Annotated in this window: 18 protein-coding genes; 4 read left to right on the top strand and 14 right to left on the bottom strand. The window is 39.9% G+C overall.

The window, feature by feature from the left end; genetic code table 11:
* Positions 1–180 precede the first annotated feature (180 nt).
* Genes AAEU30_RS15950 through AAEU30_RS15935 form a run of 4 tightly spaced genes read right to left on the bottom strand, consistent with a single transcriptional unit; the run spans position 181 to position 4731 of the window.
* Complete coding sequence (locus AAEU30_RS15950; RefSeq protein WP_421961344.1) at positions 181–1035, bottom strand: nuclear transport factor 2 family protein; 855 nt, start codon at positions 1033–1035, stop codon at positions 181–183.
* Complete coding sequence (locus tag AAEU30_RS15945) at positions 1032–2135, bottom strand: ester cyclase (protein WP_421961343.1); 1104 nt, start codon at positions 2133–2135, stop codon at positions 1032–1034. Before AAEU30_RS15945 ends, AAEU30_RS15950 begins: the two co-directional genes overlap by 4 nt.
* A 9-nt stretch (positions 2136–2144) precedes the next feature.
* Positions 2145–3110, bottom strand: a complete 966-nt coding sequence (locus tag AAEU30_RS15940; protein ID WP_421961342.1) for a nuclear transport factor 2 family protein — start codon at positions 3108–3110, stop codon at positions 2145–2147.
* Positions 3111–3120: 10 nt separating this feature from the next.
* Positions 3121–4731, bottom strand: a complete 1611-nt coding sequence (locus AAEU30_RS15935; RefSeq protein ID WP_421961341.1) for a sodium:solute symporter family transporter — start codon at positions 4729–4731, stop codon at positions 3121–3123.
* Positions 4732–4969: 238 nt separating this feature from the next.
* Here AAEU30_RS15935 and AAEU30_RS15930 point away from each other — a divergent pair, with 238 nt between their 5' ends.
* On the top strand, positions 4970–5983 hold the full coding sequence (locus AAEU30_RS15930; RefSeq protein ID WP_421961340.1) for an ester cyclase: 1014 nt from the start codon (positions 4970–4972) through the stop codon (positions 5981–5983).
* Positions 5984–6041: 58 nt separating this feature from the next.
* Here AAEU30_RS15930 and AAEU30_RS15925 read toward each other — a convergent pair whose 3' ends face one another.
* The 5 genes from AAEU30_RS15925 to hisD are packed head-to-tail and all read right to left on the bottom strand — an operon-like array spanning position 6042 to position 10830.
* Complete coding sequence (locus AAEU30_RS15925) at positions 6042–7064, bottom strand: ester cyclase (protein WP_421961339.1); 1023 nt, start codon at positions 7062–7064, stop codon at positions 6042–6044.
* Entirely contained in the window at positions 7064–7831 is a 768-nt protein-coding gene (locus tag AAEU30_RS15920; protein ID WP_421961338.1) for an HpcH/HpaI aldolase family protein, read from the bottom strand. Before AAEU30_RS15920 ends, AAEU30_RS15925 begins: the two co-directional genes overlap by 1 nt.
* Positions 7828–8529 (bottom strand): alpha/beta fold hydrolase, encoded by a 702-nt coding sequence (locus tag AAEU30_RS15915; protein WP_421961337.1) that lies wholly within the window; start codon positions 8527–8529, stop codon positions 7828–7830. The genes AAEU30_RS15920 and AAEU30_RS15915 overlap by 4 nt, the downstream gene beginning before the upstream one ends.
* A gap of 14 nt (positions 8530–8543) precedes the next feature.
* A complete protein-coding gene (locus AAEU30_RS15910) occupies positions 8544–9551 on the bottom strand; it encodes a LacI family DNA-binding transcriptional regulator (RefSeq protein WP_421961336.1) in 1008 nt (335 codons plus the stop codon).
* A 4-nt stretch (positions 9552–9555) separates the two neighbouring features.
* Positions 9556–10830, bottom strand: a complete 1275-nt coding sequence (hisD, locus tag AAEU30_RS15905) for a histidinol dehydrogenase (RefSeq protein ID WP_421961335.1) — start codon at positions 10828–10830, stop codon at positions 9556–9558.
* A 129-nt stretch (positions 10831–10959) separates the two neighbouring features.
* On the opposite strand from hisD, the gene AAEU30_RS15900 reads away from it, so the two are divergent.
* Positions 10960–11700, top strand: coding sequence for an SDR family NAD(P)-dependent oxidoreductase (locus AAEU30_RS15900; RefSeq protein WP_421961334.1), 741 nt, complete (start codon positions 10960–10962; stop codon positions 11698–11700).
* A gap of 18 nt (positions 11701–11718) precedes the next feature.
* Positions 11719–12717: a cupin domain-containing protein gene (locus tag AAEU30_RS15895; RefSeq protein WP_421961333.1), complete on the top strand. Its 999-nt coding sequence runs from the start codon at positions 11719–11721 to the stop codon at positions 12715–12717.
* A gap of 87 nt (positions 12718–12804) precedes the next feature.
* On the opposite strand, the gene AAEU30_RS15890 is transcribed toward AAEU30_RS15895, so the two are convergent.
* The 3 genes from AAEU30_RS15890 to AAEU30_RS15880 all read right to left on the bottom strand — a co-directional run bounded on the left by AAEU30_RS15890 (position 12805) and on the right by AAEU30_RS15880 (position 17410).
* On the bottom strand, positions 12805–12990 hold the full coding sequence (locus AAEU30_RS15890; RefSeq protein WP_421961332.1) for a hypothetical protein: 186 nt from the start codon (positions 12988–12990) through the stop codon (positions 12805–12807).
* A 415-nt stretch (positions 12991–13405) separates the two neighbouring features.
* Positions 13406–15331: a CRTAC1 family protein gene (locus AAEU30_RS15885; RefSeq protein WP_421961331.1), complete on the bottom strand. Its 1926-nt coding sequence runs from the start codon at positions 15329–15331 to the stop codon at positions 13406–13408.
* Positions 15332–15343: 12 nt separating this feature from the next.
* A complete protein-coding gene (locus tag AAEU30_RS15880; protein WP_421961330.1) occupies positions 15344–17410 on the bottom strand; it encodes a methyl-accepting chemotaxis protein in 2067 nt (688 codons plus the stop codon).
* 365 nt (positions 17411–17775) lie between these two features.
* On the opposite strand from AAEU30_RS15880, the gene AAEU30_RS15875 reads away from it, so the two are divergent.
* Complete coding sequence (locus tag AAEU30_RS15875) at positions 17776–20139, top strand: alkaline phosphatase D family protein (RefSeq protein WP_421961329.1); 2364 nt, start codon at positions 17776–17778, stop codon at positions 20137–20139.
* A gap of 237 nt (positions 20140–20376) precedes the next feature.
* On the opposite strand, the gene yfaE is transcribed toward AAEU30_RS15875, so the two are convergent.
* A complete protein-coding gene (gene yfaE, locus AAEU30_RS15870) occupies positions 20377–20649 on the bottom strand; it encodes a class I ribonucleotide reductase maintenance protein YfaE (RefSeq protein WP_421961328.1) in 273 nt (90 codons plus the stop codon).
* Positions 20649–21779 carry a class Ia ribonucleoside-diphosphate reductase subunit beta gene (gene nrdB, locus AAEU30_RS15865; RefSeq protein WP_421961327.1) on the bottom strand — a complete coding sequence of 377 codons (1131 nt, stop codon included), beginning with the start codon at positions 21777–21779 and terminating at the stop codon, positions 20649–20651. The genes yfaE and nrdB overlap by 1 nt, the downstream gene beginning before the upstream one ends.
* Positions 21780–21809: the final 30 nt, after the last annotated feature.

Below are 21809 nucleotides of genomic sequence, written 5' to 3'. Positions count from 1 at the left end.
TATGAGGAACAACCACACTACATAGGCTCTTCCTTGCCTAAATACCAAACATACTGCTGCAAAATCAATCGCGAAAGGTCAACACGCCCTAGGGTCTTATGTGGACTCCCCGTAAATAATTAAAGGCTAAAACAAAAAAAGCGCTCAGTGAGCGCTTGAAGGGAAGTGACAAAGGTTACCTTATAGTTCAAATTGTTGGCTTAGCGCCAGTGTATCAAATTGCATTACTTCGTCGGCGATCAGTTTATCGTTAATAGTAATTACTGTAATTATTTGCTGACGTACACGTACGTTTTTAACGTTAAAGCTGCCATCGAGGGTCCAACATACGGTGGCTTGGTTTTTAGCGTTGTCATACTCAACGATTTCTAGCTGGGCATAACGTCTGCTTAGTGATTGTGTAAAGTCTAAATGGCGATCAAGCAGTGCACTAACCGGCTGGGGCTCTGTATTACCTGCAAGGATAGCTGTAGCGCTTGGAGTATAAAGTGAATTAAAGTGAGCCAGGTTGTTGGTTTGCCAAATTTGCCACCAGTTATCTAAAGTACGAGCAATGTGAGAGGGTAGCTCGCAGATAGCGCTGGGCGTTGCATGAAAAGTAGTAGGGTGTAGCTGATTATCTAAATCGCTAACAATAATAGGATCGCTTTTTGGTAGTTTAGGAATAACCGAGTTGTTATTTAGCGTTGTATTTACATACTCGTTATTAGCCAGCGACAGCGTATCCACTATACACTTTATTGTTTTAATAAAGGTGTTGTTATGTTTAATTACAAACGTTAAGCGCACCGGGTGTTTAAGCTTTTTAGGCTGTAAAACCAGCTGTAGGGTTTCACGTTCTTCCCCTTTACTGTGTGCCTGCGATACTAGCTCTGAAACACCATACTGAGCTAAAAAGCTAAGCCATAATGGCTGTGCTTGCAAAGCACCCATCGCCGTAAAATGGTGTTGCTGCCAACGGCTACTGCGTAGTAGTTTACCGCTTAGAGTTTCAATGTCGGCTTTAGTGTATAAATCGATAATAGCGTTGATCATGCATTTTCCTCCAACTGTGCTTCGTTAATTAATGCATGTGCTTTAAATAAGTTTGCATAAAGTGCCACTTCATCAAAAACCGTGATCTCTTCGATAATCTTTTCGTTTTTAATGCGTAAATGTGATGCGCCTAAAATAAAGTAAGGTTGTTGTTTTAACGCCTTTAACTTACTATTTTGCGGGTTAAAATGCCCCGCAAGTGACCAGCGAATAGCGACATCGGTGGTGGTTTCGTTAAATGGGGTGATCGCTAAATGATCAACCGTGAGCTTAGCGTCAGGGCAGTTTGCAAAAAATTGCAAAAACACGCCGTTTATTTGTGCAAGGCCAGTAGCCATTCTGCCGCTAGGCCATTGTTGTGTGGCTGTTAAGTTGTAAAACTCGTGTACTTTCGCAAACTGTTTTTGATTAAATAAAGTATCTAGCCAATTATGTGCAAAGGCAGCCAATTCCTCAGCTAAAATCGGGGTACTTGCGACGCGGTGATCTATCGCGCGAACACGGTTGAATTCTTCTTCAAGCCACAGGGTGTGTTTGTCATTACTGGGTATTTGCGCCATGTGCTTGGCTACATTAATAATATTTAGGCCCAGTTGTTTAACTAAAAAGCCGTTGTCGCGTACTAGCCATTCTTTTACTATTTTATTTTCAAAACACACGCAGTCAGCAATTGTGGTTACGCGGCCAGTTTTATGAGTTGCAGGGCCAAACTCAGAATTACCTGTATTGGTCATCACGCTGCTAATTAAGTGTGATGAATAATAGTGCTCGTTGGCTTCTTCTGAAAACACCACGTTTTCGCCAATCAGACTTCTGTCGGGGAAGGCTGCAATGGTTTTAAGTGTGCCTTGAATGACATCTTCTATGTTTTCGCCGTAGGCACCTAGGGTAAATACGGGACATAAGTCGGCGTAATAGCGATAACAGAGGCCAATGTTTTTTTGTTCCCAAATGCGGTGTGTTATACGCAAAATGTAATCAACGATATCGACAAACTCGTCATCAAAGCCTATTAAAGGCTGCTGCTTGTTACCTTGCGGATTTAACACGTTTGCTAATGGTAGCCAGTAAGGTTGGGTCATATTATTGTGTTTATTCATACTTACCTCTTATTTAGCTGCGCCTATTTTGCGTTGCATTTGCTCAAAAATATCAATGCCCATACCATCTAATAAGTGAGGGATATCAATAGCGACCCAGTTTTCTTTTAAAATACCGTTTTCGCAGCGCCAAAAATCCATAACTCGCGGGAAGAGTTTATTGCCTGAAGGCGGTAAACCTAACCAGTCTTCGCCGGTGTGAGTTCCGTACATATGTGGCCAGCCACCGGTGGCTACAAAGTTATCGTGACTCACTAAACACAGGGTTTTATTAATGCCGCGATCAGGAAACCCTTTTAAAAATGGCCCTTGGTGATGCTCTCTAAAACCGCTAATACCACGGGTTGTGCCTATGCCTGCAGGACCGTACCAAATAAAATCTGGGTGCCAGTATTTTTCTAAATTAATGCTGTATAAATCTTCGCCATCGTAGCGGCCAAGCTCTGTGAGCATATCAACCACGAGTTGCTCGTTAGTTTGGCTAAGCTCCTCGCTTTTTGCAGTCCATGGGACGCCATCAAGTGTAGTGGGGGGCATTATTAAGCCTGAATAGCCTAAACTTGGGCGCAGTGGGTTTACGCCTACTTGGTTCATTACATCGATGAAGTCTAAAAAAGTATAAACATTAACAATTTGATTGTTTTCTATTTGCGCCATTTCGCTGTATCGAATAAAGACACTTTTACCGCTGGCAGGAATCCCCAGTAATGGCTGAGTAAATGTGCCGCTAAAGTAACCTGTGGCACAGATCCATTGCTCGCCTTTATAGTCACCTTGAATAGAGATAAATGGTTTACGCTCTATATCAGGTAATGCATTTTTAAGTACTGAAAAGTAGTCATTAATGACATTTTCTTTTGTGCTAATAGGCTCAAAAGGGTGACTTACCTGCCATTGAACGGAGTCTGAGAGTAATGCTTGATTTGGCAATTCTGCAGCGCTAAAGTTTTCAAAAAGTTGTTCTAAAGTATTCATTTATTTCACCTTACACAAAATATTCAAATAACATGAGGGAGACAAAGCTCAGTACAAAAAAGCCAAGTAACCAGTAGTTGATTGAGTCGAACTTACCAGGCACTAAGTACCAGCCATTTTCTTTTTCTGGGCGATTTTGTTCTTTAAATGCTTTTAGTTGGCCTTTAATCGTGTATTCGTTGTAATCATTTTGAAAGCCATCAAATGCAATGCTTAATGCAATACTAAATAGCACACAGGTAATGGCGCCTATTGCACAGTACCAAGGCCACGCAATATCGGTATAAAGGGCACATACAGCAACGGTTACAAACGATATCAAAGTACCTATTAGCAATCCTTTTTCGGTGGTGTGTTTAGAGAAAAAACCTAGAGCAAACATTCCCAGCTGAGCACCAACAAAGTAAGAGCCAACTTTGGTGAGTATTTCTAAAATTGAGCCTTCGCTATAAAGGTGGTACATAATTGCAGGCACAATAATGATCACAGCCCACCCTAAGGTAAATAAACGAGTAACGTTTAAGTAATGGACATCATTTTTATCTGGCGCAAAGTACTTTTTATAAAAGTCGATGGTGCTAATAGTCGAAAGCGAATTAAGTGCTGAATCAAGGCTCGACATAGAAGCTGCCATGACTGCTGCAGCTATAATCCCCATTAATCCTGGTAGGCCATAATCGGCTGCAAACTGTAGGATAATTAAATTGTCGTTTTCAAATGTGCGTCCACCGTAATAGCTATAAAACAACACACCCATAACTATAAAAAAGAGGTAAATAAAAAATGCAATGAAGCCCATAAGTAGGTACGACTTTTTGGCATCACCAATATTTTTAGCTGCAAGCGTGCGTTGTACCATCATTTGGTTAGTGCCATACACAGTAATATGGTACAGCGACATGGCTAGCACACCGGACCATACGGTGGTCACTTGTGTAAAGTCGAACGAGAAGTTGAGCGGGTCTAACTTACCTTTTGTTTTTAACTCTGTCAGTGTTGAACTAAATGAACCGTCCATAGAGGTAATTAGCGCATACATAATAATACCAGCGCCAATAAACAAAATGCCCGACTGAATTACATCAGTCCAAATAACAGCGGTTATGCCACCTAGCATGGTGTAAATAAGAGCGATAATAGTGACTAAAAATATCGCCGTAATAACGTTTATATCAACAATAAATGCCAGTACTAAGGATGTGGCATAAAGGACAGCGGCTGAGCCCATTGTTTGCGAAATAAGCCAAATTGTGGAGATTAAAATACGAGCTTTTTTTCCAAATCGCCGTTCTTGGTACTCGTAAATAGACGCGACACCGGCATTATAAAAAAACGGGAAAAACAAACACACCACTGCCACAATAACCAGTGGGTAGTTTAAGTGAATAGCAATAACAGAAAGGCCTTCTTTGTATGACCACGCAGGTGCGCCTAAAAAGGTAAGGGCACTTACATAGGTAGCCACTACCGATATGCCGATGGCCCACCATGGTGTAGTTTTTCTGCCAATATAAAAGTCATTAGCACTACTCACCTTTTTACTTATTACAAATCCTAGTATGAGATTAGCAATAATGTACCCGATGAGAATGCTCCAATTCAATAATCCAAAATCATTCATAATTAATCCTGTTAGATTAGGTTTTACGGGCTTAAGAGCCTATTTGTATTTTTTATTTTGAATCATCATGAATCACTTTGACTTCGAAGTCAATTGTCATTAGTATTATTTTAAACCAATTTATAACTTATTATTCACAGGCTTTTAATTACTCTTTAAATAGAATACATTTTGCTAATGCATATTTATGTGCGGCTTGAGAGTTTAAATTTGACTGCGAAAACAACAAGGAAACATCATGGCAGAAACAATCAATAATAAGCAGCTAGTTCGTCAATTCCATGCTGCATTAGAAAAAACGCAAGGTACTGATTTAAATTTAGTATTTAATAAATACATGACGGATGATTACCGTTTTAAAGGGGTTCACCCGTTTAATGAGCTGAATAATGCTAATGCTGTCATTGCACAAGTTTGGCAGCCGTTATTTCGATCTTTTAGTGCATTGCAACGCCGTGAAGATATTTTTATTGCAGGGCAAAGTGAAGCGGATGGCGGCGAGTGGGTAATGAGTATGGGTCACTTTATGGGCTTATTCGATAACGATTGGCTAGGCATTGCCCCTTCTCATAAGCTGGTGACCATTCGCTACGCTGAGTTTAACTGCGTTAAAGAAGGGCAAATTATTGAAACAGGTTTTTTTGTCGATATTATTGGGTTAATGTTGCAAGTTGGTTTAAATCCACTACCGCTCTCTACTGGGCAATACTTTACTTACCCAGGCCCGCGTACTCACGATGGCATACGCTTAGGTAAAAGCAATGATGAGCAAAGTAAAAAAACCATGGCGCTGGTGAATCAGATGATTGATAACCTTACAGCGCTTAACATAAGTGGTATCGATACGTGTCCGCCTGAAGTACTAGCAAAAACATGGGATAAAAACATGGCGTGGTATGGCCCTGCCGGCATAGGTGCTACATATACTATTGAGCGATACCAACAACAGCACATGTACCCGTTTAGAGAAGGGTTAACGGGTAAAGTGTTTAATGGCCACATTTGCCGTTTTGCTGAAGATGAATTTGCCTGCTTTTTTGGTTGGCCGAATTTATCTAATACTGCGATTGGGGGGTTTTTAGGCTTACCTGGTGCGAATACCCCAGCTGATATGCGTGTAGTTGATGTTTATCATCGTGAAGGGGATAAACTCGTGGAAAACTGGGTTATTATTGATATTCCTTACTGGCTAAAACAGCAAGGGTTAGATATTTTAAAACGCACTCAAAGTATTGCAAACCCAGGGACATAGTACGGTTAATATTTAAAAAAGCTCTGTTATTACAGAGCTTTTTACATTTTACGGGCAGTTAGGGAGCAAAGTTTAAGTAGCGCGCTTTGCTAAGCTCTTTCATACGTGCGAGTACGTCTACGCCAATTTGATTGTAAACGTCGAGCATATCTATTAATACCCAATTTTCGCGGATGAGGTTGTTTTCAGTACGCCAAAAATCTAAGCTTCGCATGGTAATGTTTTGATTTGCAGGTGCAATACCTAGCCATCCATCGTGGCTTATGGTCATGCTCATACCTGGCCATGCGGTAAACCCAACATAGTTTGCATCGGCAAACAAATAACCTTTGCTAGCATCGCCTACACGGTTGGGTAGGGCGTTCAAAAATGGAATTTGGTGCCAGTTTCTAAAGCCTTTTATACCCCGTGCGGTCCCTATAGTACTTGGTCCATACCAGCTACAGTGTGGGTGCCAAAACTGTTCTAGCTTCATAGCTGCTATGCCACCTGTTGCATAAAACCCCAGATGCTCACACATATCGCCGACAAGTTTTAAGCTTTGCGCTGCTTGCTCTGTATTATATGGGCTTGTGATTAACCCATCTTGAGAGGCAGGGCCTGGTACATGCCACTCTTTTCCTAAGCTAGCAGAGAGCGGCCACACATTGGCTTGCATCATTACTTCAGGAATATCCCAAATAGCTTGTACTTCAACTACTTTGTTATTTTTTATGCGATAAAATTCATGAAAACGCATGCTCACTTGGTGGCCTGTAGGGGGGATATCAAGCCATGGCTTTTCAAATGAGCCGGTATAATAACCGCAACAACCAACCCATTCAGAGTTGTTAATTGAGCTACCTGCCATAACAATGGTGTCACGGCGCTCTAAGCCAACAAATGCTTTGCTAAGTGGTAAATAGGCTTGTTCAATAAGTACATTAGGGTTTGCGAGGGTTTCAAACGGATAACATAGTTGAATGAGCGCGTCATCGGCAAATACGCGATTGATTTGTGCCTGTAAGGTTTGCTGATCAAAGTTATACAGTGCCTCTGTAAAACCCTGTATTAGCGCTTTGTTGTTATTGTGAATACTCATTATTTTACCGTGCTCATTGTAATATCAAACTGGTTACGTAATTGCTTAGCGCCGCTTAATAAAAAGCTATGATCAGAGCCTAATAAATAAAAGCTTACCCCGAGTGACTGCCAATGACTTAGCTCACTCAAGTTACCGACAAACATGCCACAACATTTATTATACTTGGCTGCCGCATTGGCTATTTTTGTTACTGCTTCTAAAACACTCGGTGCACTAGGGTTGGTTTCGCCAAGAGAAATAGTTAAATCCATTCGGCCTATAAAAATGCAATCAATTTCGTCTATTTGGCATAGCTGCTCAATATACTCCAGTGCATCGGCATCTTCTATTTGAGCAATAATGCAGGTCGATGACTTATTCGCTGCTAAGTTATCAGTTAAAGCATGGGTGGTATAACCTGCAAAACGGCTAGAGCCAGCATAACCTCGACCATTGTTTCCATAAAAGCAGTTTTTAATAATCGCTTTGGCTTGCGCTGGCGTTTTTATGTGCGGTAGTACAAGACCCTCTGCGCCCATATCTAAACTGCTTAATAATGTGGCGTGATCGGTATTACTAACCCGTATTAGTGTGGGCATGTTTTTAGTACGCGCTGCCATAATACAGCTGTCTAAATCGCCTTTATCAAAGGGAGCATGCTCAGCATCAAGGCATAGTACATCTAGGTTAGTATGCGCGAGTACCTCAGTATTATGATAATGCGTGCTCTTAATAAATGTGCCAAGCAGTAACTGTTTGGCGTTTAATTTTTGTTTTAAATTCATGATAAAGACTCCAACCAATCTAAAAGTATTACGTTTAATGTGTTGCTTCGCTCAAGAGGGATAAAGTGCCCGCAATTACCTAATAAAATAAGATCGCTATTAGCGCAGGCATTATGCATGGTTTGCTGAATGTTAGTTGGACATAAAACGTCATGTTCACCACCAATGAACAGCAACTTTTTAGCGGTTTGCGCAATAATGTTTAAGGTATCTTCACGGGTGGCAAGTGCTTGCAGTTGCGCACTAAAAGCGTTAACGCCAAGTTCGTTTGCCATGGTTAAGGCTATTTGAGAGTATTGCTCATTTGGCTGGTGGAAATAATGTGGTAAAAAGTCGCTTTTTAATACATCTTCAATATTGGTACTGTTTGCTTGTGCTATTTGCTTGAGTCTAATCGCAGGGCGTTCTGGCTTATCCGCTAGGTGGTTACTAGATATTAAACACAGTGATTGTATCAGTTCAGGGTTTGATTTTAAAAGGGCAAGCGCAACAATACCGCCCATTGAAAAACCAATAAAAGGCGCGGGTTCAAGGGCTATGGTTTTAGTAAGCTCTGCCATTTCCGCAATGCTTGCTTGCTGGGTAAATGGTATAACATGGGGCGTGTAACCCGCATTTTTCAGCGCAACTATTTGCGCTGCAAACATACGCTGGTTACACAATGTACCAGGTAAAATATAAACAGGATTTTTGGCCACAAAAATTCCTTAATTTAACGTGTTTTAATAGAGTTCCCCTCAATTAATGAACCAGTAAAAACTCGCGCTTCTGCCGCCGCTTGAGGGTTTTCAATACGCTCCATGAGTATGTCTACAGCGGCTTTGGTTAGCTGTTTCATAGGTTGTTGTATTGTGGTTATTTGATAGTTGTACCACGATGAAGCGCTTATACCATCAAACCCTACTACCGATATATCGTCGGGGACATTTATATGAAAGTTTTCTTTTAGTTCATCAATTACGCCAATGGCCATTGCATCGTTGCTGCATATTATGGCATCGGGCTTGGGGTGTTTTTTTAACCATTCATTTAGTGCTTCACGTGCTGATTTATACCCATAATCACCATAAATAACTGGGGGGTATTCTACCCCAAGAGTGTGTAAATAATTTTCGGCAATTTCTCTGCGTTCGTTTGCCACGTCAGAATCAGTAGGGCCGGCAATTATTAAATACGATTTATGATTAGCTTGGTGTAATAAGTCTATTAACTGTTTAATGCCTTTGTCATGATTGCAGCAAACCGTGTTTGCATTCGACTCGGGCACATTGCGGTTATAAAGCACAATAGGCGTACTGTGTTTAGCAAATAAATCTAAGCTTTTACTATCAAAATGGGCGGCTAGGGCAATTACGCCATCAACCTGAAATGTCCAAATGTTTTCAAGTAATTCGTCTAGCTCGTCGGCATTATCTAGTGTAAAAAGCAGCACTCGTTTATTATTAAGTGCTAGCTCTTTATTAAGCTCAGAGAGTACCTCAGGGTAATTTAGGTTAGCCTGCGATGATAATATCACCGCAACCATACCTGATTGTTTGGTGATCAACATACGGGCAATGGCATTAGGGCGATAGCCCATTTCATTGGCCGTAGCGATTACCTTTTCACGGGTTTTTTTAGACACACTAAATCCGGGTCTAAATACACGTGATACCGCCGATTGTGAAACACCCGCTTCGCGGGCTACATCGTATGAGGTGACTTTTTTTTGCTTTGACAATGATTTATTTCCTATATCGTCTTACTCGTATGTCTGCTTGTTCTTTGTGACCAGCGAACCCTTCTGCAGCACATAAACGTGAACAATACTCACCAACAACTACTGAGGCTTCTTCAGTTACTTGTTGGAAAGTACATGTTTTTATGAATTTTCCTACCCATAGTCCGCCAGTATAACGCGCTGCTCTACCTGTGGGTAGTGTATGGTTGGTACCAATACATTTATCACCATAGGAGACATTCGTTTGTGGACCTAAAAATAAGGCGCCAAAGTTTTGCATGTTATCTTTAAAGTAACCTGTGTTGCTAGTCATTACTTGTACGTGTTCAAAAGCCAAGTCGTTTGCTACTTCAATCATTTCTTCATAAGTGTCGCACACAATGACTTCACCATGATCTTGCCATGCTACGCCTGCTATATCGGCAGTAGGTAAAATAGTCAGCTGTCTCTGTACTTCGGCCATTGTATCTTTAGCTAATTGCTCAGAATTAGTCAGTAAAATAGCAGGAGAAGTCGGACCGTGCTCTGCTTGTCCTAGTAAATCGGCAGCACATAGCTCACCATCAACGCTGTCATCCGCAATAACCAGTGTTTCAGTAGGGCCTGCAAATAAGTCAATACCTACACGACCAAATAGCTGGCGCTTAGCCTCTGCTACAAAGGCATTACCTGGACCGACAATCATATCTACAGGGGCAATAGTTTGCGTACCAATTGCCATGGCAGCAACGGCTTGCACGCCGCCTAAGCAGTATATTTCATCTGCACCTGCCATATCCATAGCAACAACAATTTCAGGTGATGGTTTACCATTAAAAGGCGGGGCCATTGCGATAACACGTTTAACACCCGCTACTTTAGCGGTAAGCACACTCATATGGGCAGAAGCTAATAATGGGTACTTACCACCAGGTACATAACAACCGACGCTATCCATTGCGATATGTTTATGACCTAGTGTAACACCGGGTAAAGTTTCGACTTCAACATCTTTCATAGAGTCACGCTGAATTTGCGCAAAGTTTCTAACTTGGCTTTGTGCCCATTTAATATCCTCGATTAATTGCTCATCAAGTTGTGCATAACACGCTTTGATTTCTTCAGTAGAAAGCTTAAAGGACTTCGGAGTCCACTTGTCAAATTGTTCTGAATACTCGCGAATTGCTGCATCACCCTCGGATTCAACACGTGCCAAAATATTCTCTACAATATCTCTTACTGATTGATTTTGTTTTTCTTTTGAGTCAGATGGTTGACCCTTTTTTAAGTGCTTTATCATTGCTAATATCCTTTGTGAATCGTTTTTATATACACATTTGGTGAGACGCATTGGTTAAATAATGTCTTGCATCTAACTGCACTCTAATTAATAATGACTTCGAATGCAATATAGAATTTAGGTGAAAGAATGGGATTTGATAAAACACTGTTACTTGGTAAGACCATTTTAGTTACAGGAGCGGGTAAAGGCATTGGCAAATCGTGCGTAGAAAAGTGCGTTGCTGCTGGCGCAAACGTGATTGCGGTGGCTAGAACAAAACAAGATTTAGAACAGCTAAAACAATACGCGCCTGCACAAATAGAAATTTGGCCACTTGATATAAATAGCGATGCATTTTTTGAACGATTACGTGAGCTTTCTAAACTAGATGGTTTGCTTAACAATGCAGGCATTAATCGTGTTGCTCCCATACTTGAGCAAACAGATCAGAATATTGATGATGTAATTGCGATGAATATTAGTAGTGTTTACAAAATTAGCCAAGCGGCATTGCCAGCCTTAATAGCCTCAGGTGCTGGGACTGTGGTTAATATGTCATCGCAAATGGGTTTTGTGGGCTCGGCCAATCGCAGTTTGTATTGCATGAGCAAGCATGCGGTGGAAGGGCTAACAAAAGCGCTTGCTGTTGAATTAGCAACACAAAATGTAAGAGTTAATACAGTGGCTCCAACATTTGTAGAAACCCCAATGACCAAACCTATGTTAGCAGACCCCGCTTTTAATAAATTTGTTTATGAGATGATCCCAATGAAAAAAATCGCTCAAACAGGTGATGTTGCTAATGCCTGTGTATTTTTGCTGAGTGAATTGTCGGCAATGATCACGGGTACAAGTATAAAAATTGATGGCGGCTGGACCGCTCAATAATTAATTAAGGAGATAGTAATGAGTTTATTTGCAGAGCGCTTAGTACGATACAATGATTTAATTCCGTGCAAAAATGCTTTTATAGATACACGTTCGCCAGGTAGCGATCAAAAAGAAAATTTTACTATTATTGGTCCAGGCGTTGCCGAGAACCCGAATCAGCATGTCCATATTTCGATCCCTCATGGTTTTAATATTGGTGGTGCACGCCAGCCTGCGGGATGTTTAAATTCACAGCATAGCCACTTAACCGAAGAGATTTTTGTTGTCCACACTGGTACGTGGGCATTTTACACCGGTGTAGAGGGTAAAGATGCCAAAGTAATTTTAAATGCAGGCGATATCATTTCAATCCCACTGGATATTTTTAGAGGCTTTGAAAACGTAGGCGATGATATTGGTTACTTATATGCAGTACTGGGTAGTGATGATCCGGGTCGAGTGTTATGGGCTCCACAAGTATTTGATATGGCAAAAGAGTTTGGCTTAATACTATTAGAAAATGGTAGTTTAGTTGATACCACTCTAAATGAAGAAATTCCAGATGGGGTTAAACCCATGGCGGTGACGAGTAAAGAACAAATAGCGCAACACAGAGTGATTACCAATGAAGAGCTTGCTGAAACAGTTGTTAGAGCAACGAACTTCAATTGGCAACAGCGCTCTTACCTGAGCCAGTTTAAAGGTGTTTATGAAGCCCCACTAGTTGGTAATTTAAATGCTGATACGCTCATTCAAACGCAACTAAACTGGCCACATGGGTTTAATATTTCCGCTTTAAAACTTCAGCCGAATGCACAGATTGCACAACACATTCGTTTTGAAGAGGAAGTTATTTTTGTTCACCAAGGGTTCTTAACAATCGACTTAGGTGAAGAGGTATTAAAGCTCAACGAAGGTGATACATTCTCGGTACCTATTGAACATAGCAGGGCATTTAGTAATCAAGCTGATGATGATTGCATTGTGTATGTAACTCGCCGAAGTGACTCACCAATACCACCGAATTTTATTTAATTATATATTCTAAGGGCATAATAAGTTCTAGTTCAAATATACGTTAATAAGCCAGCACTAAAGCTAGGGCAAGAGCATGAAAAAAGTCTATGAGTTGTTCAATACCTTTTCAAGGTAGGCTGTACTGCACATAGCTTTTTTCTGTTTTGCATGTATGTATTTATCAAAGCTAGCCTCTACTTTTAGCTGATTTAATGCTATGTGTTGTGTCAGCTTTGTAAATACAAGTGGATCAACTTCACGCTTAATTTGGCAATCGTCTTTTTTACTCACTATTTTTTGTAACCGACTTTTGATTCCCCATCTAGCCAATCATGACTAATGTCTTCAATAACCTCCAAACCTCGACAACCAGAAATAACAAAGCTTACAGTTAAGAATATGATATCAAAAACTTGTGAACAACTTTATCGCTGCTAGCGGGGGTCATCAATTGATTCGAAATATTTAACTAACTGAATGTCAGTCATAGAGATGCTCCTTAAAAGTAGTATAGATCACCTTTTTAAGTGATCTTGCCCTGAGTCATTGCCAGTCACGACTCTCTAGTTTAGGTAAGATGACAAAGTTAAAGCTTTCGTGCGGTCTTGATATGTAGAGATCATTGGTTTGATGTAACGTGACAATAAAAAACCTGAGACTTAATTCAGTCACAGGTTTTTTATCTTACTTTTATACGATAAGAAGTTTAAAACTTACCTATTTTAATTAGCTTATTAGCATTAATATCGTTCACTATTTTTTTACTGCCATCTCGCCACGTAACAGTTACTGAATTAACCTTATTTGCTTTAGCTAAACCAAAGTGCGCAATATTGAGTTGGCTTTGGGAGTGACTGGCGCTGTGAGAGCCAACAATTTGATATTGCTTTGTAGATGCAGATTGAACCTCAATTTTTGCACCTAGTGGATCTACACCTGATTCAGAATAGCCAACTCGAACAAGTAAGTGGTGTGTATCAGTTAGAACTGAGTTATTTTGATACAAATGCCACTTGCCATTATCATCATCACCACTGAGTAAGTCGAGCTTACCGTCTTGGTTATAATCAAATGCTGCTCCCATATCACCGTGCGAATCTTGCCCTAGCTCAGTCGACGCATTATGAGCCAGTTGTGTTTTAAAGGTAAAATCACCGTTATTTAATAGCAGTACATCTTCAATACGCTCCTTTAATTCACCAAAACGATAAACCATAAAATCAACGTATGTATCATTGTTAAAATCTCCAGGTACTACGCCCCAATTGTTTGCGTTGGTGAGAGCTGGTAGTTGATCTGACACATCAACGAGTTTACCGTTATCATTTCGTAATAAAGCATCTGGTATCGCTAAGTTTTGTGGTGTCCAGTCACTTTTATAAGCTGAAATATTTTTAAATGAGGCACGCACATCCCAAGCAAGATTATCTGCAAGCACCCACTCAACGCGCCACTGCCCATTACCAATATAACCAATATACCAACCTGTTTTATCAGTCTTTACAGGAAATCCTTGGGCACGTTGTTTTGTGATTTGAATATTATTATCAGGTGTTTCGATCAGCTCTTTGTTTTCACCTAGATAAACAGGCATATGATCGAGTAATTTAGCGCGTGGAAAATGATAAAAATCGCTAAGAATTATATTATCTTCTGCAATCAATGTGATGCCATCGTGGCTCTTATTACCTTCATCACGTATATCTAAACGCTTCGTGTGGTCATTAAATGAGATACTATTGTTAGCAATAGCATAGTGTAACTTGCCGCGAGCAAGGTAATAATCCATATCACCATCGTTATCAATGTCGGCTTGTGCCATTGCTAGCGTACCAAAGTAGTCTTTTGAGTTATCGGCTAATACATCTTTAGTTACGTTGGTGAAAGTGAAATCGTTATTACCTTTGTAAATACTCAATTCACTATGACCGTTAAAGCCAAATATATCTAGAATGCCATCGTTATTATAATCGCTTAATAGCACCCGCTCAGCGTGTAGGTTCTCAAACTCTTTAGAAGGGTGATATATAAATTGCCCATTACCTTGGTTTTCAAAAAGTATATTACGTGGGGTATCTTCGTTTACTTGTTTGGCTGCATTGACCTGCATAAAATCAAGGTCACCATCGTTATCTAAATCAACCCAGCGTACAGAGCGGCCTCGTGCGCCCATTTTTGATAATCCTGACTCGACAGTAACGTCTGTAAATTTGCCATTATCATTACGCAGCAGCCTTTGAGGTTGTGGTGTTTTACCATTGCCACCACCTAACGCAATTAAAATATCATTATCACCATCGTTATCGTAATCACCACTGGCCATACCATGTAGGTCAACACGGGGATAAATATCGGGTTGTAGTGTATATGTATTATCACCATTAGCCATAAATAAGCGTATGGGAGTTGAATCATGATTCGTCAATAATAAGTCATAATGACCATCGTTATTTAAATCAGAAATAGTCGGGCCACCATACTTCCAATTTTCATCAGTTTTTAATCCAGTTTCAACAGAAACATCGTCGAACACTATCTTGGAATGAACCTGTGTGCTGGTAGGTTGATTAGTGCAAGCTGTGATGGTGAGTGCAATTGAGATAGCACTGAGCTTAAATAGTGTATTGTTCATAGAAAATACTCCTTACAATTTGTTGGTAGAGGGTTTCACCAAAGTGAATTCATTAATATAGCTTTCTAAGTTTTCAACAATCCCAGTTAAGTTATCGACCGTTTGTTGACTACTTTGGGTAGTACTTGCCACAGATTGAGCGTCAGTATTGATCAAGGTTATTTGCTTATTAATGGCATTAGACACCGATGTTTGTTCTTTTGTGGCTGTAGCTATTTGCAGCGCCATATCTATTACTTGATCAAGCTGTTCTTTTAGTTGTGTAAAAGCGTGCGTATTGTTAATCACATTATCAATTGCTTGGTTTGATTTTTCTTGCAGTAGTGACATGCTTTGGGTTGCTGTTGTAGCACCATTTTGTAGGGCATTTATTTGTCCTTGAATTTGTTTAGTTGATTGTTGCGTACGACTAGCAAGGTTTCTTACTTCGTCGGCAACTACGGCAAACCCTCTGCCTGTTGTTCCTGCACGGGCCGCTTCAATAGCCGCATTTAGTGCTAGTAAGTTAGTTTGCTCTGCAATTCCTTCAATCACATTCAGAATATTGCTAATCATCTGAGCTTGTTCATCTAGCTCTGTAACTATCTCTGTGGTCTCGCTGAGTTCTTCACTTAGTTGCTGCATCATGGTTTGGCTGATATTGGAGTTTTCTAAATTACTAGTTGAGAGTATATGTGCTTGCTCTATGGCATGATGGGTGCGATTAGTCATGGTTGAAACTTCACTGATGGTTGCCGTCATCTGATTAATGGCTACTGAAATACTGTGTGTGGCTAATTGCTGGTTATTGCTCAAAGAAGTACTGTCTTGTATTGCATGGTGGATAGTGTCTGAGCTCTGTGATATTTGTTGTGATTCTTCGGTGATTTTCGTTAATGTGCTATGAAAGCTGGATAATAATAAGTTAAATGCGTTGGTAAGTTCGTTTAATTCATCTTGTCCTGAGTGATTAAACCGGTACGTAAGGTTCTTTGTACGTGCTAATTTACTCACATCAGCTACAATTTCTGATAATGGTAGTGTGATGCTGTGAATAATAAACCATGAAAATAAAGCCAGAAATAAAACTTGGACCGCTAGGGTTAAAATATTGCTGTACAGCTGAGTGTGTGCTTGGTCTATTAAATTATTTTTAGTGTCGATAAGCTCTTTGAGTACAATTTCAATAGTACGCTGCTGTATGTCTGACACATTTTTAACAACCTCTGGCCAATGTGTACCTTCTATATTTAGCGGTTTGTTAACCGTTTTATATATATTTGTGCGGGCTTGTAGCGCAACTTCTTCAGATTTTAGGTAGTCCGCATTTTGTTTCATTTGAGTAAACGCAGATTGTGCATCTACAGTGGCGAAATTATAAAATAGGTTGTTATAGGTTTGAATAGCAGTGGCACTTCTGAATATTTCGCCGTATATGTATACATCCAACTGTGTGTTACTTGCCGTATTTATAAAGCTATCGTGAAATGAGCGTTCGACACTACTGGCAACTAAATAATAGTAAGCATTCGACATTTTTCCTAATTGTTGTTCACTACTGGCGATGACTACCATCTCGCTCAACGTCATTAATAATTTGCGGATCAGGTTATTAATTTCATACATTGTGTGGATTTCTCGACCAATTTGCGTCATGTATTCTTGGCTTAGGTGATTTTTTTCATCAGCAACTAGCCTGACAATCTGTAGATCGCTTAATTGCTTTTTTATTATTTCTACTTGGCTATGCAAGGTGGGAAACTGCTCAATTGTATGCTGGTTCTCAGTAATGAATTGTTTAAACTGACTTGCATTTGTTAGCGCCTTTTGTCTGTATGCAACCATTTGTTGTTGTGCCAGCTGTTTATCTGATGCTGAATCAAGATACAGCCTTGTATAAAACCCTTCTTCTAATAAGCTTGAAATTAGTGGATAAGTGACATGAGCGTAATCGAGTATTGCATCAAGCTTACTTATCGCTTGCTGCTGCGCCAAAGAGGATCGTACTTTTTCAACCGACATAAGCCCTGTAATTAGCAATGGAATGAGCACTAGCGCTAAAATTCGTGTCTTTATTTTATAGTTAGTTAGAAATGACATAATGAATTTAATCCAATGTTAATTGTTAACAATTTATCAGATTATATTTTTTTGCAATTAAATAGCAACCATTAATTAACGTAATAATAGGCCAAAGCATAAAGCTGGGTGCTAAATGTGATTAGTTAATTGTTTTATCGTGTCACTTTGATAAATGGCAAACTCTTTAAATATAAGGGATTAAAATAATGTAGAACCGTGTATTAGTGCGGATGAAGTAGGGGTCTATAAAACATGTAACCTCAGATTTGAATGAAGTTTTTATAATTTCTTAACGTTTTTATGAAAACAAATGCTGATATTTATCTAGAAAACATATATTGTTTGTCTACTGTTAACAATGTTCAATAAGTGAGATGAAAATTATGAATAAAAATATATCTCGTCGTTCAGTCCTCAAAATGCTAGCCGCAGGAGTTGTTGCTACAGGAGTTTCTGGTTGTAAGAGTCATATAGGTACTACTGCATCAGTTATAACTAGCGGAACTCAGTCGCACCATGATAATTGGCATAAAACCTACAACAGAGTTTGGCTAGGTAAACAATACTGGGCTAATCCGATGGAAGATTGGCGTGTAAATAACGGTGCCGCTGAGTGCATTACTAGAGGAGGTAATCGCAGTGTTCATTCTTTAACACATCAAATAACGAATATTGCTAAACCTTTTTCGATGTCAGTGAATGTTACTCGTTTAGAGCAAAACAGTAATGATGGTGGTGCTGGTATTCGTCTTGGCGCTAAAAGTGAACTTAATGAATATCGAAGTAACTGTTTTGTACAACAAGGTTATGATCTTGGTATTAAAAGCAACAATTTGGTGTTAGGGAATAATACAGTACCTTTAATTACTTCGGTAGCAGATCAAGGTATTACTTTAACACTGACTGGGACTCCGCAATCAGGTGCTATGGCTTTAGAGTTAACTGCGAGTTTAACGTCGTCTGGTAAAGTGATAGGTACTCTTACTCATTTGGCTGCAGCCTCAGAGTTATTAGGTAATGTGGCTTTGGTTAGTAATTTCTCGATTCCATCCGTTACATATGAAAATGCACCTGACGACAAATTAGGCGCACGTTATAAATTTAGTAATTGGACTATGCAAGGTGAAGCTTTTTCAGTAAAAGATGAACAGGCGTTTGGTCCAATACTTTGGACCATGTATTCATTAAGCGATACATTGAGTGATGAACGTTTTGTGATGAAATTGAGTGCATACACAGGGCCAATAGGTGAACAAGATAATCAGCAATTAGAACTGCAAGTACAACGTGATAATCAGTGGGTCGCTATCGATTCGCAAGTCATAGACCATGATGGCTGGTTGGCGACTTTTCGTATAGCCAATTGGGATGAAACACGCGATACGCCTTTTCGTGTTATATATCGTGAAAAACACACTGATGGTACACAAACCCCAGATATATATTCAGGGGTTATAAAAGCTAACCCAGCGAGTGAAAAATTACGAATGGCCGCGCTCACGTGTCAAAATGACTATGGCTTTCCGTACCAGCCAGTTGCTCAAAATGTCGAAAAACTAAACCCTGATTTGGTGTTCTTTTCTGGTGACCAAATTTATGAAAGCCATGGCGGGTTTGGTGTAATTCGTACTCCAGATAATTTAGCGATTTTAAATTATTTACGAAAATTCTATCAGTTTGGTTGGGCTTTCAAAGAGGTAATGCGTAATCAGCCGACAATTTGTTTACCCGATGATCATGATGTACTCCAAGGTAATTTGTGGGGTGAAGGTGGTGCTAGGATGGAAAACATTTCGAAAGACCCTACAGCGAGTGTTTTAGGCGGCTACATTGATTCTGCACGCGTCGTTAATATGGTACACAGAACGACTCTAAACCATCACCCAGATCCTCATGATCCAACACCAACCAATGGTATTAGCTCGTACTACGGGACGATGTTATACGGCGGTGTTGGTTTTGCCATACTTGCCGATAGGCAGTGGAAAAGTGGTCCAGAACGTATTAATGTTGCGGTTGGAGAAACAGGACAAGACGAAGATCCGCTTTATTATAATCCAATATTTAATCCCCCTGGCTTAGACCTGTTGGGAAACCGCCAAGAGAACTTTCTTGTGAAATGGGGTAATGACTGGCGTGGACATAAATTAAAAGCGGTTTTAAGCCAAACTGTATTTGCAGCTATTTCTACTCATCAGCCCTTACCTGATCGCTTTTTAAAATACGATTTCGATTCAAGTGGTTGGCCTGCCTCTGCGCGTAACCGTGCAATTGATGCAATGCGTGACTCTATGGCGTTACATATTTGTGGTGATACCCATTTAGGTTCTTTATCGCAATATGGCGTAAATCAGCAAAGAGATAGCAATTGGGCTTTTTGTACGCCAGCTATTTCTGCCGGTTGGCCAAGGTGGTGGAAGCCTGACTCTATGAAGATGCCTTATCAAAATCGCCCTGCACATGGGCTTGCTGAAACAGGCGAGTACAATGATACCTTTGGTAATAAAATTTATGTCTATGCGGTTGGTAATCCAGAGGTTGGAAAATCAAATAATCGCTATGTGAAAGCACATGAGAAAGGGAGTGGTTTTGGTTTTATTACCTTTGACTCTAGAAACCTCACCTACACAATGGAAGCATATCGCTTTTTAATTGATGTAGCTGATAGTAAGGCAAGTAACCAGTTCCCAGGTTGGCCTGTTACAATTCATCAGCAAGAAAACAAAGGCCTAAATTTATTAAGCTAAAATTAAATTGAAGCGTAAGTATTGTAGGTTTTTATAACTTGCAATAGGTAATATCTAAAGGGTTTATAATAGCGCTTAGGTCTTAATTGTAAGATGAATTAATGGTTTATTTGGGGGGAAATATAGAGGATTAATTCAAGGGGTGTTAGTAAATTGGCAATGCCCCTTGTAATTAACTTCAAATAGACTGCCAGGTTTATCTTATCTAATGGGTGTATTTGTCTGCTAGTGAGTGCTTTATTCTAAAGTGATAGCGATATCGCCGTCGGGTTTACAACAACAAAGCAATACTTCACCTTCACGGACAAACGCGAGGGGTTCTTGGTTATATATGATGCTGCCTTTAGTTAATTTCACTCTACAGGCTCCACAATATCCTTCACGACATTGATATGAAACCGTTAGTTTATTGTGTTCGAGGCAATCTAAAAGAGAAGGGCAGCCAGAGTCAAAGCTTACATTCTGGCTGCTATCTGTAAGGTCAACCCTTACAGTTGTACTGTCAGTCATTACAGATCAAAATCACCAAAGTCAGACGCATCAACTTGCGAATCTATTTGACCAACAAGGTAAGAGCTGATCTCGGCTTCTTGTGGTGCTACTTGAACGTTATCAGAAACCAACCAAGAGTTTATCCATGGAATTGGGTTACTGTTATTAGCAAACTGTGTAGGCAGACCTACAGCACTCATCCGTGCATTAGTGATGTATTCAACATATTGGCAAAGAATATCTTTGTTAAGACCAATCATTGAGCCATCTTTGAACAGGTACTCAGCCCATTCTTTTTCTTGCTCAGCGGCATCAACAAACATTTTAATTGCTTCGTCACGGCATTGTGCTGCGACGATAGCCATTTCAGGGTCGTCTTTACCATCTTGCATAATATTTAAAATATGCTGAGTGCCAGATAAGTGCAATGCTTCATCACGCGCTATGAGCTTGATGATTTTGGCATTACCTTCCATTAATTCACGCTCTGCAAAGGCAAATGAACAAGCAAAACTAACGTAAAAACGAATCGCTTCTAAAATATTAACTGACATCATGGCAAGGTATAGCAACTTCTTCAGCTCAAATAAGCTAATGTGTACTGTTTCACCATTTAACTCGTGCTTACCTTCACCGTAAAGGTTGTAGATAGCTACTTTATTGATCAGTTCGTCATAATATTTAGTCACTGCATCAGCGCGCTCACTGATTTTATCGTTACTTACAATATCATCAAAAATGAGCTCAGGTGATTGCGTCACGTTACGAATAATATGTGTGTATGAACGGCTATGAATTGTTTCGCTGAATGCCCATGTCTCAATCCAGGTTTCAAGCTCTGGAATAGATACAATGGGTAGTAAGGCAACATTTGGAGAGCGCCCTTGAACACTATCAAGTAACGTTTGGTATTTTAAGTTACTTAAGAATATATGTTTTTCGTGCTCTGGCAGCGCTTGAAAGTCTAACCGATCTTTACTTACATCTACTTCTTCAGGACGCCAGAAGAATGATAACTGTTTCTCGATTAATTTTTCAAAGATAGGATATTTTTGTTGGTCATAACGAGATACGTTAACTGTTTGGCCGAAAAACATCGGTTCTTGTAATTGGTTATTATGGTTTCGGCTAAAAGTAGTATAAGACATAGGTTCACTCAAAAAACTAACAGGGCAAAG

Source organism: Pseudoalteromonas mucoides, from assembly GCF_049257175.1.
In the GTDB taxonomy this organism is placed as follows: Bacteria; Pseudomonadota; Gammaproteobacteria; order Enterobacterales; family Alteromonadaceae; genus Pseudoalteromonas.
Note: the sequence above shows the minus strand (reverse complement) of the source record. Positions and strands in the feature narration are given on the sequence as shown.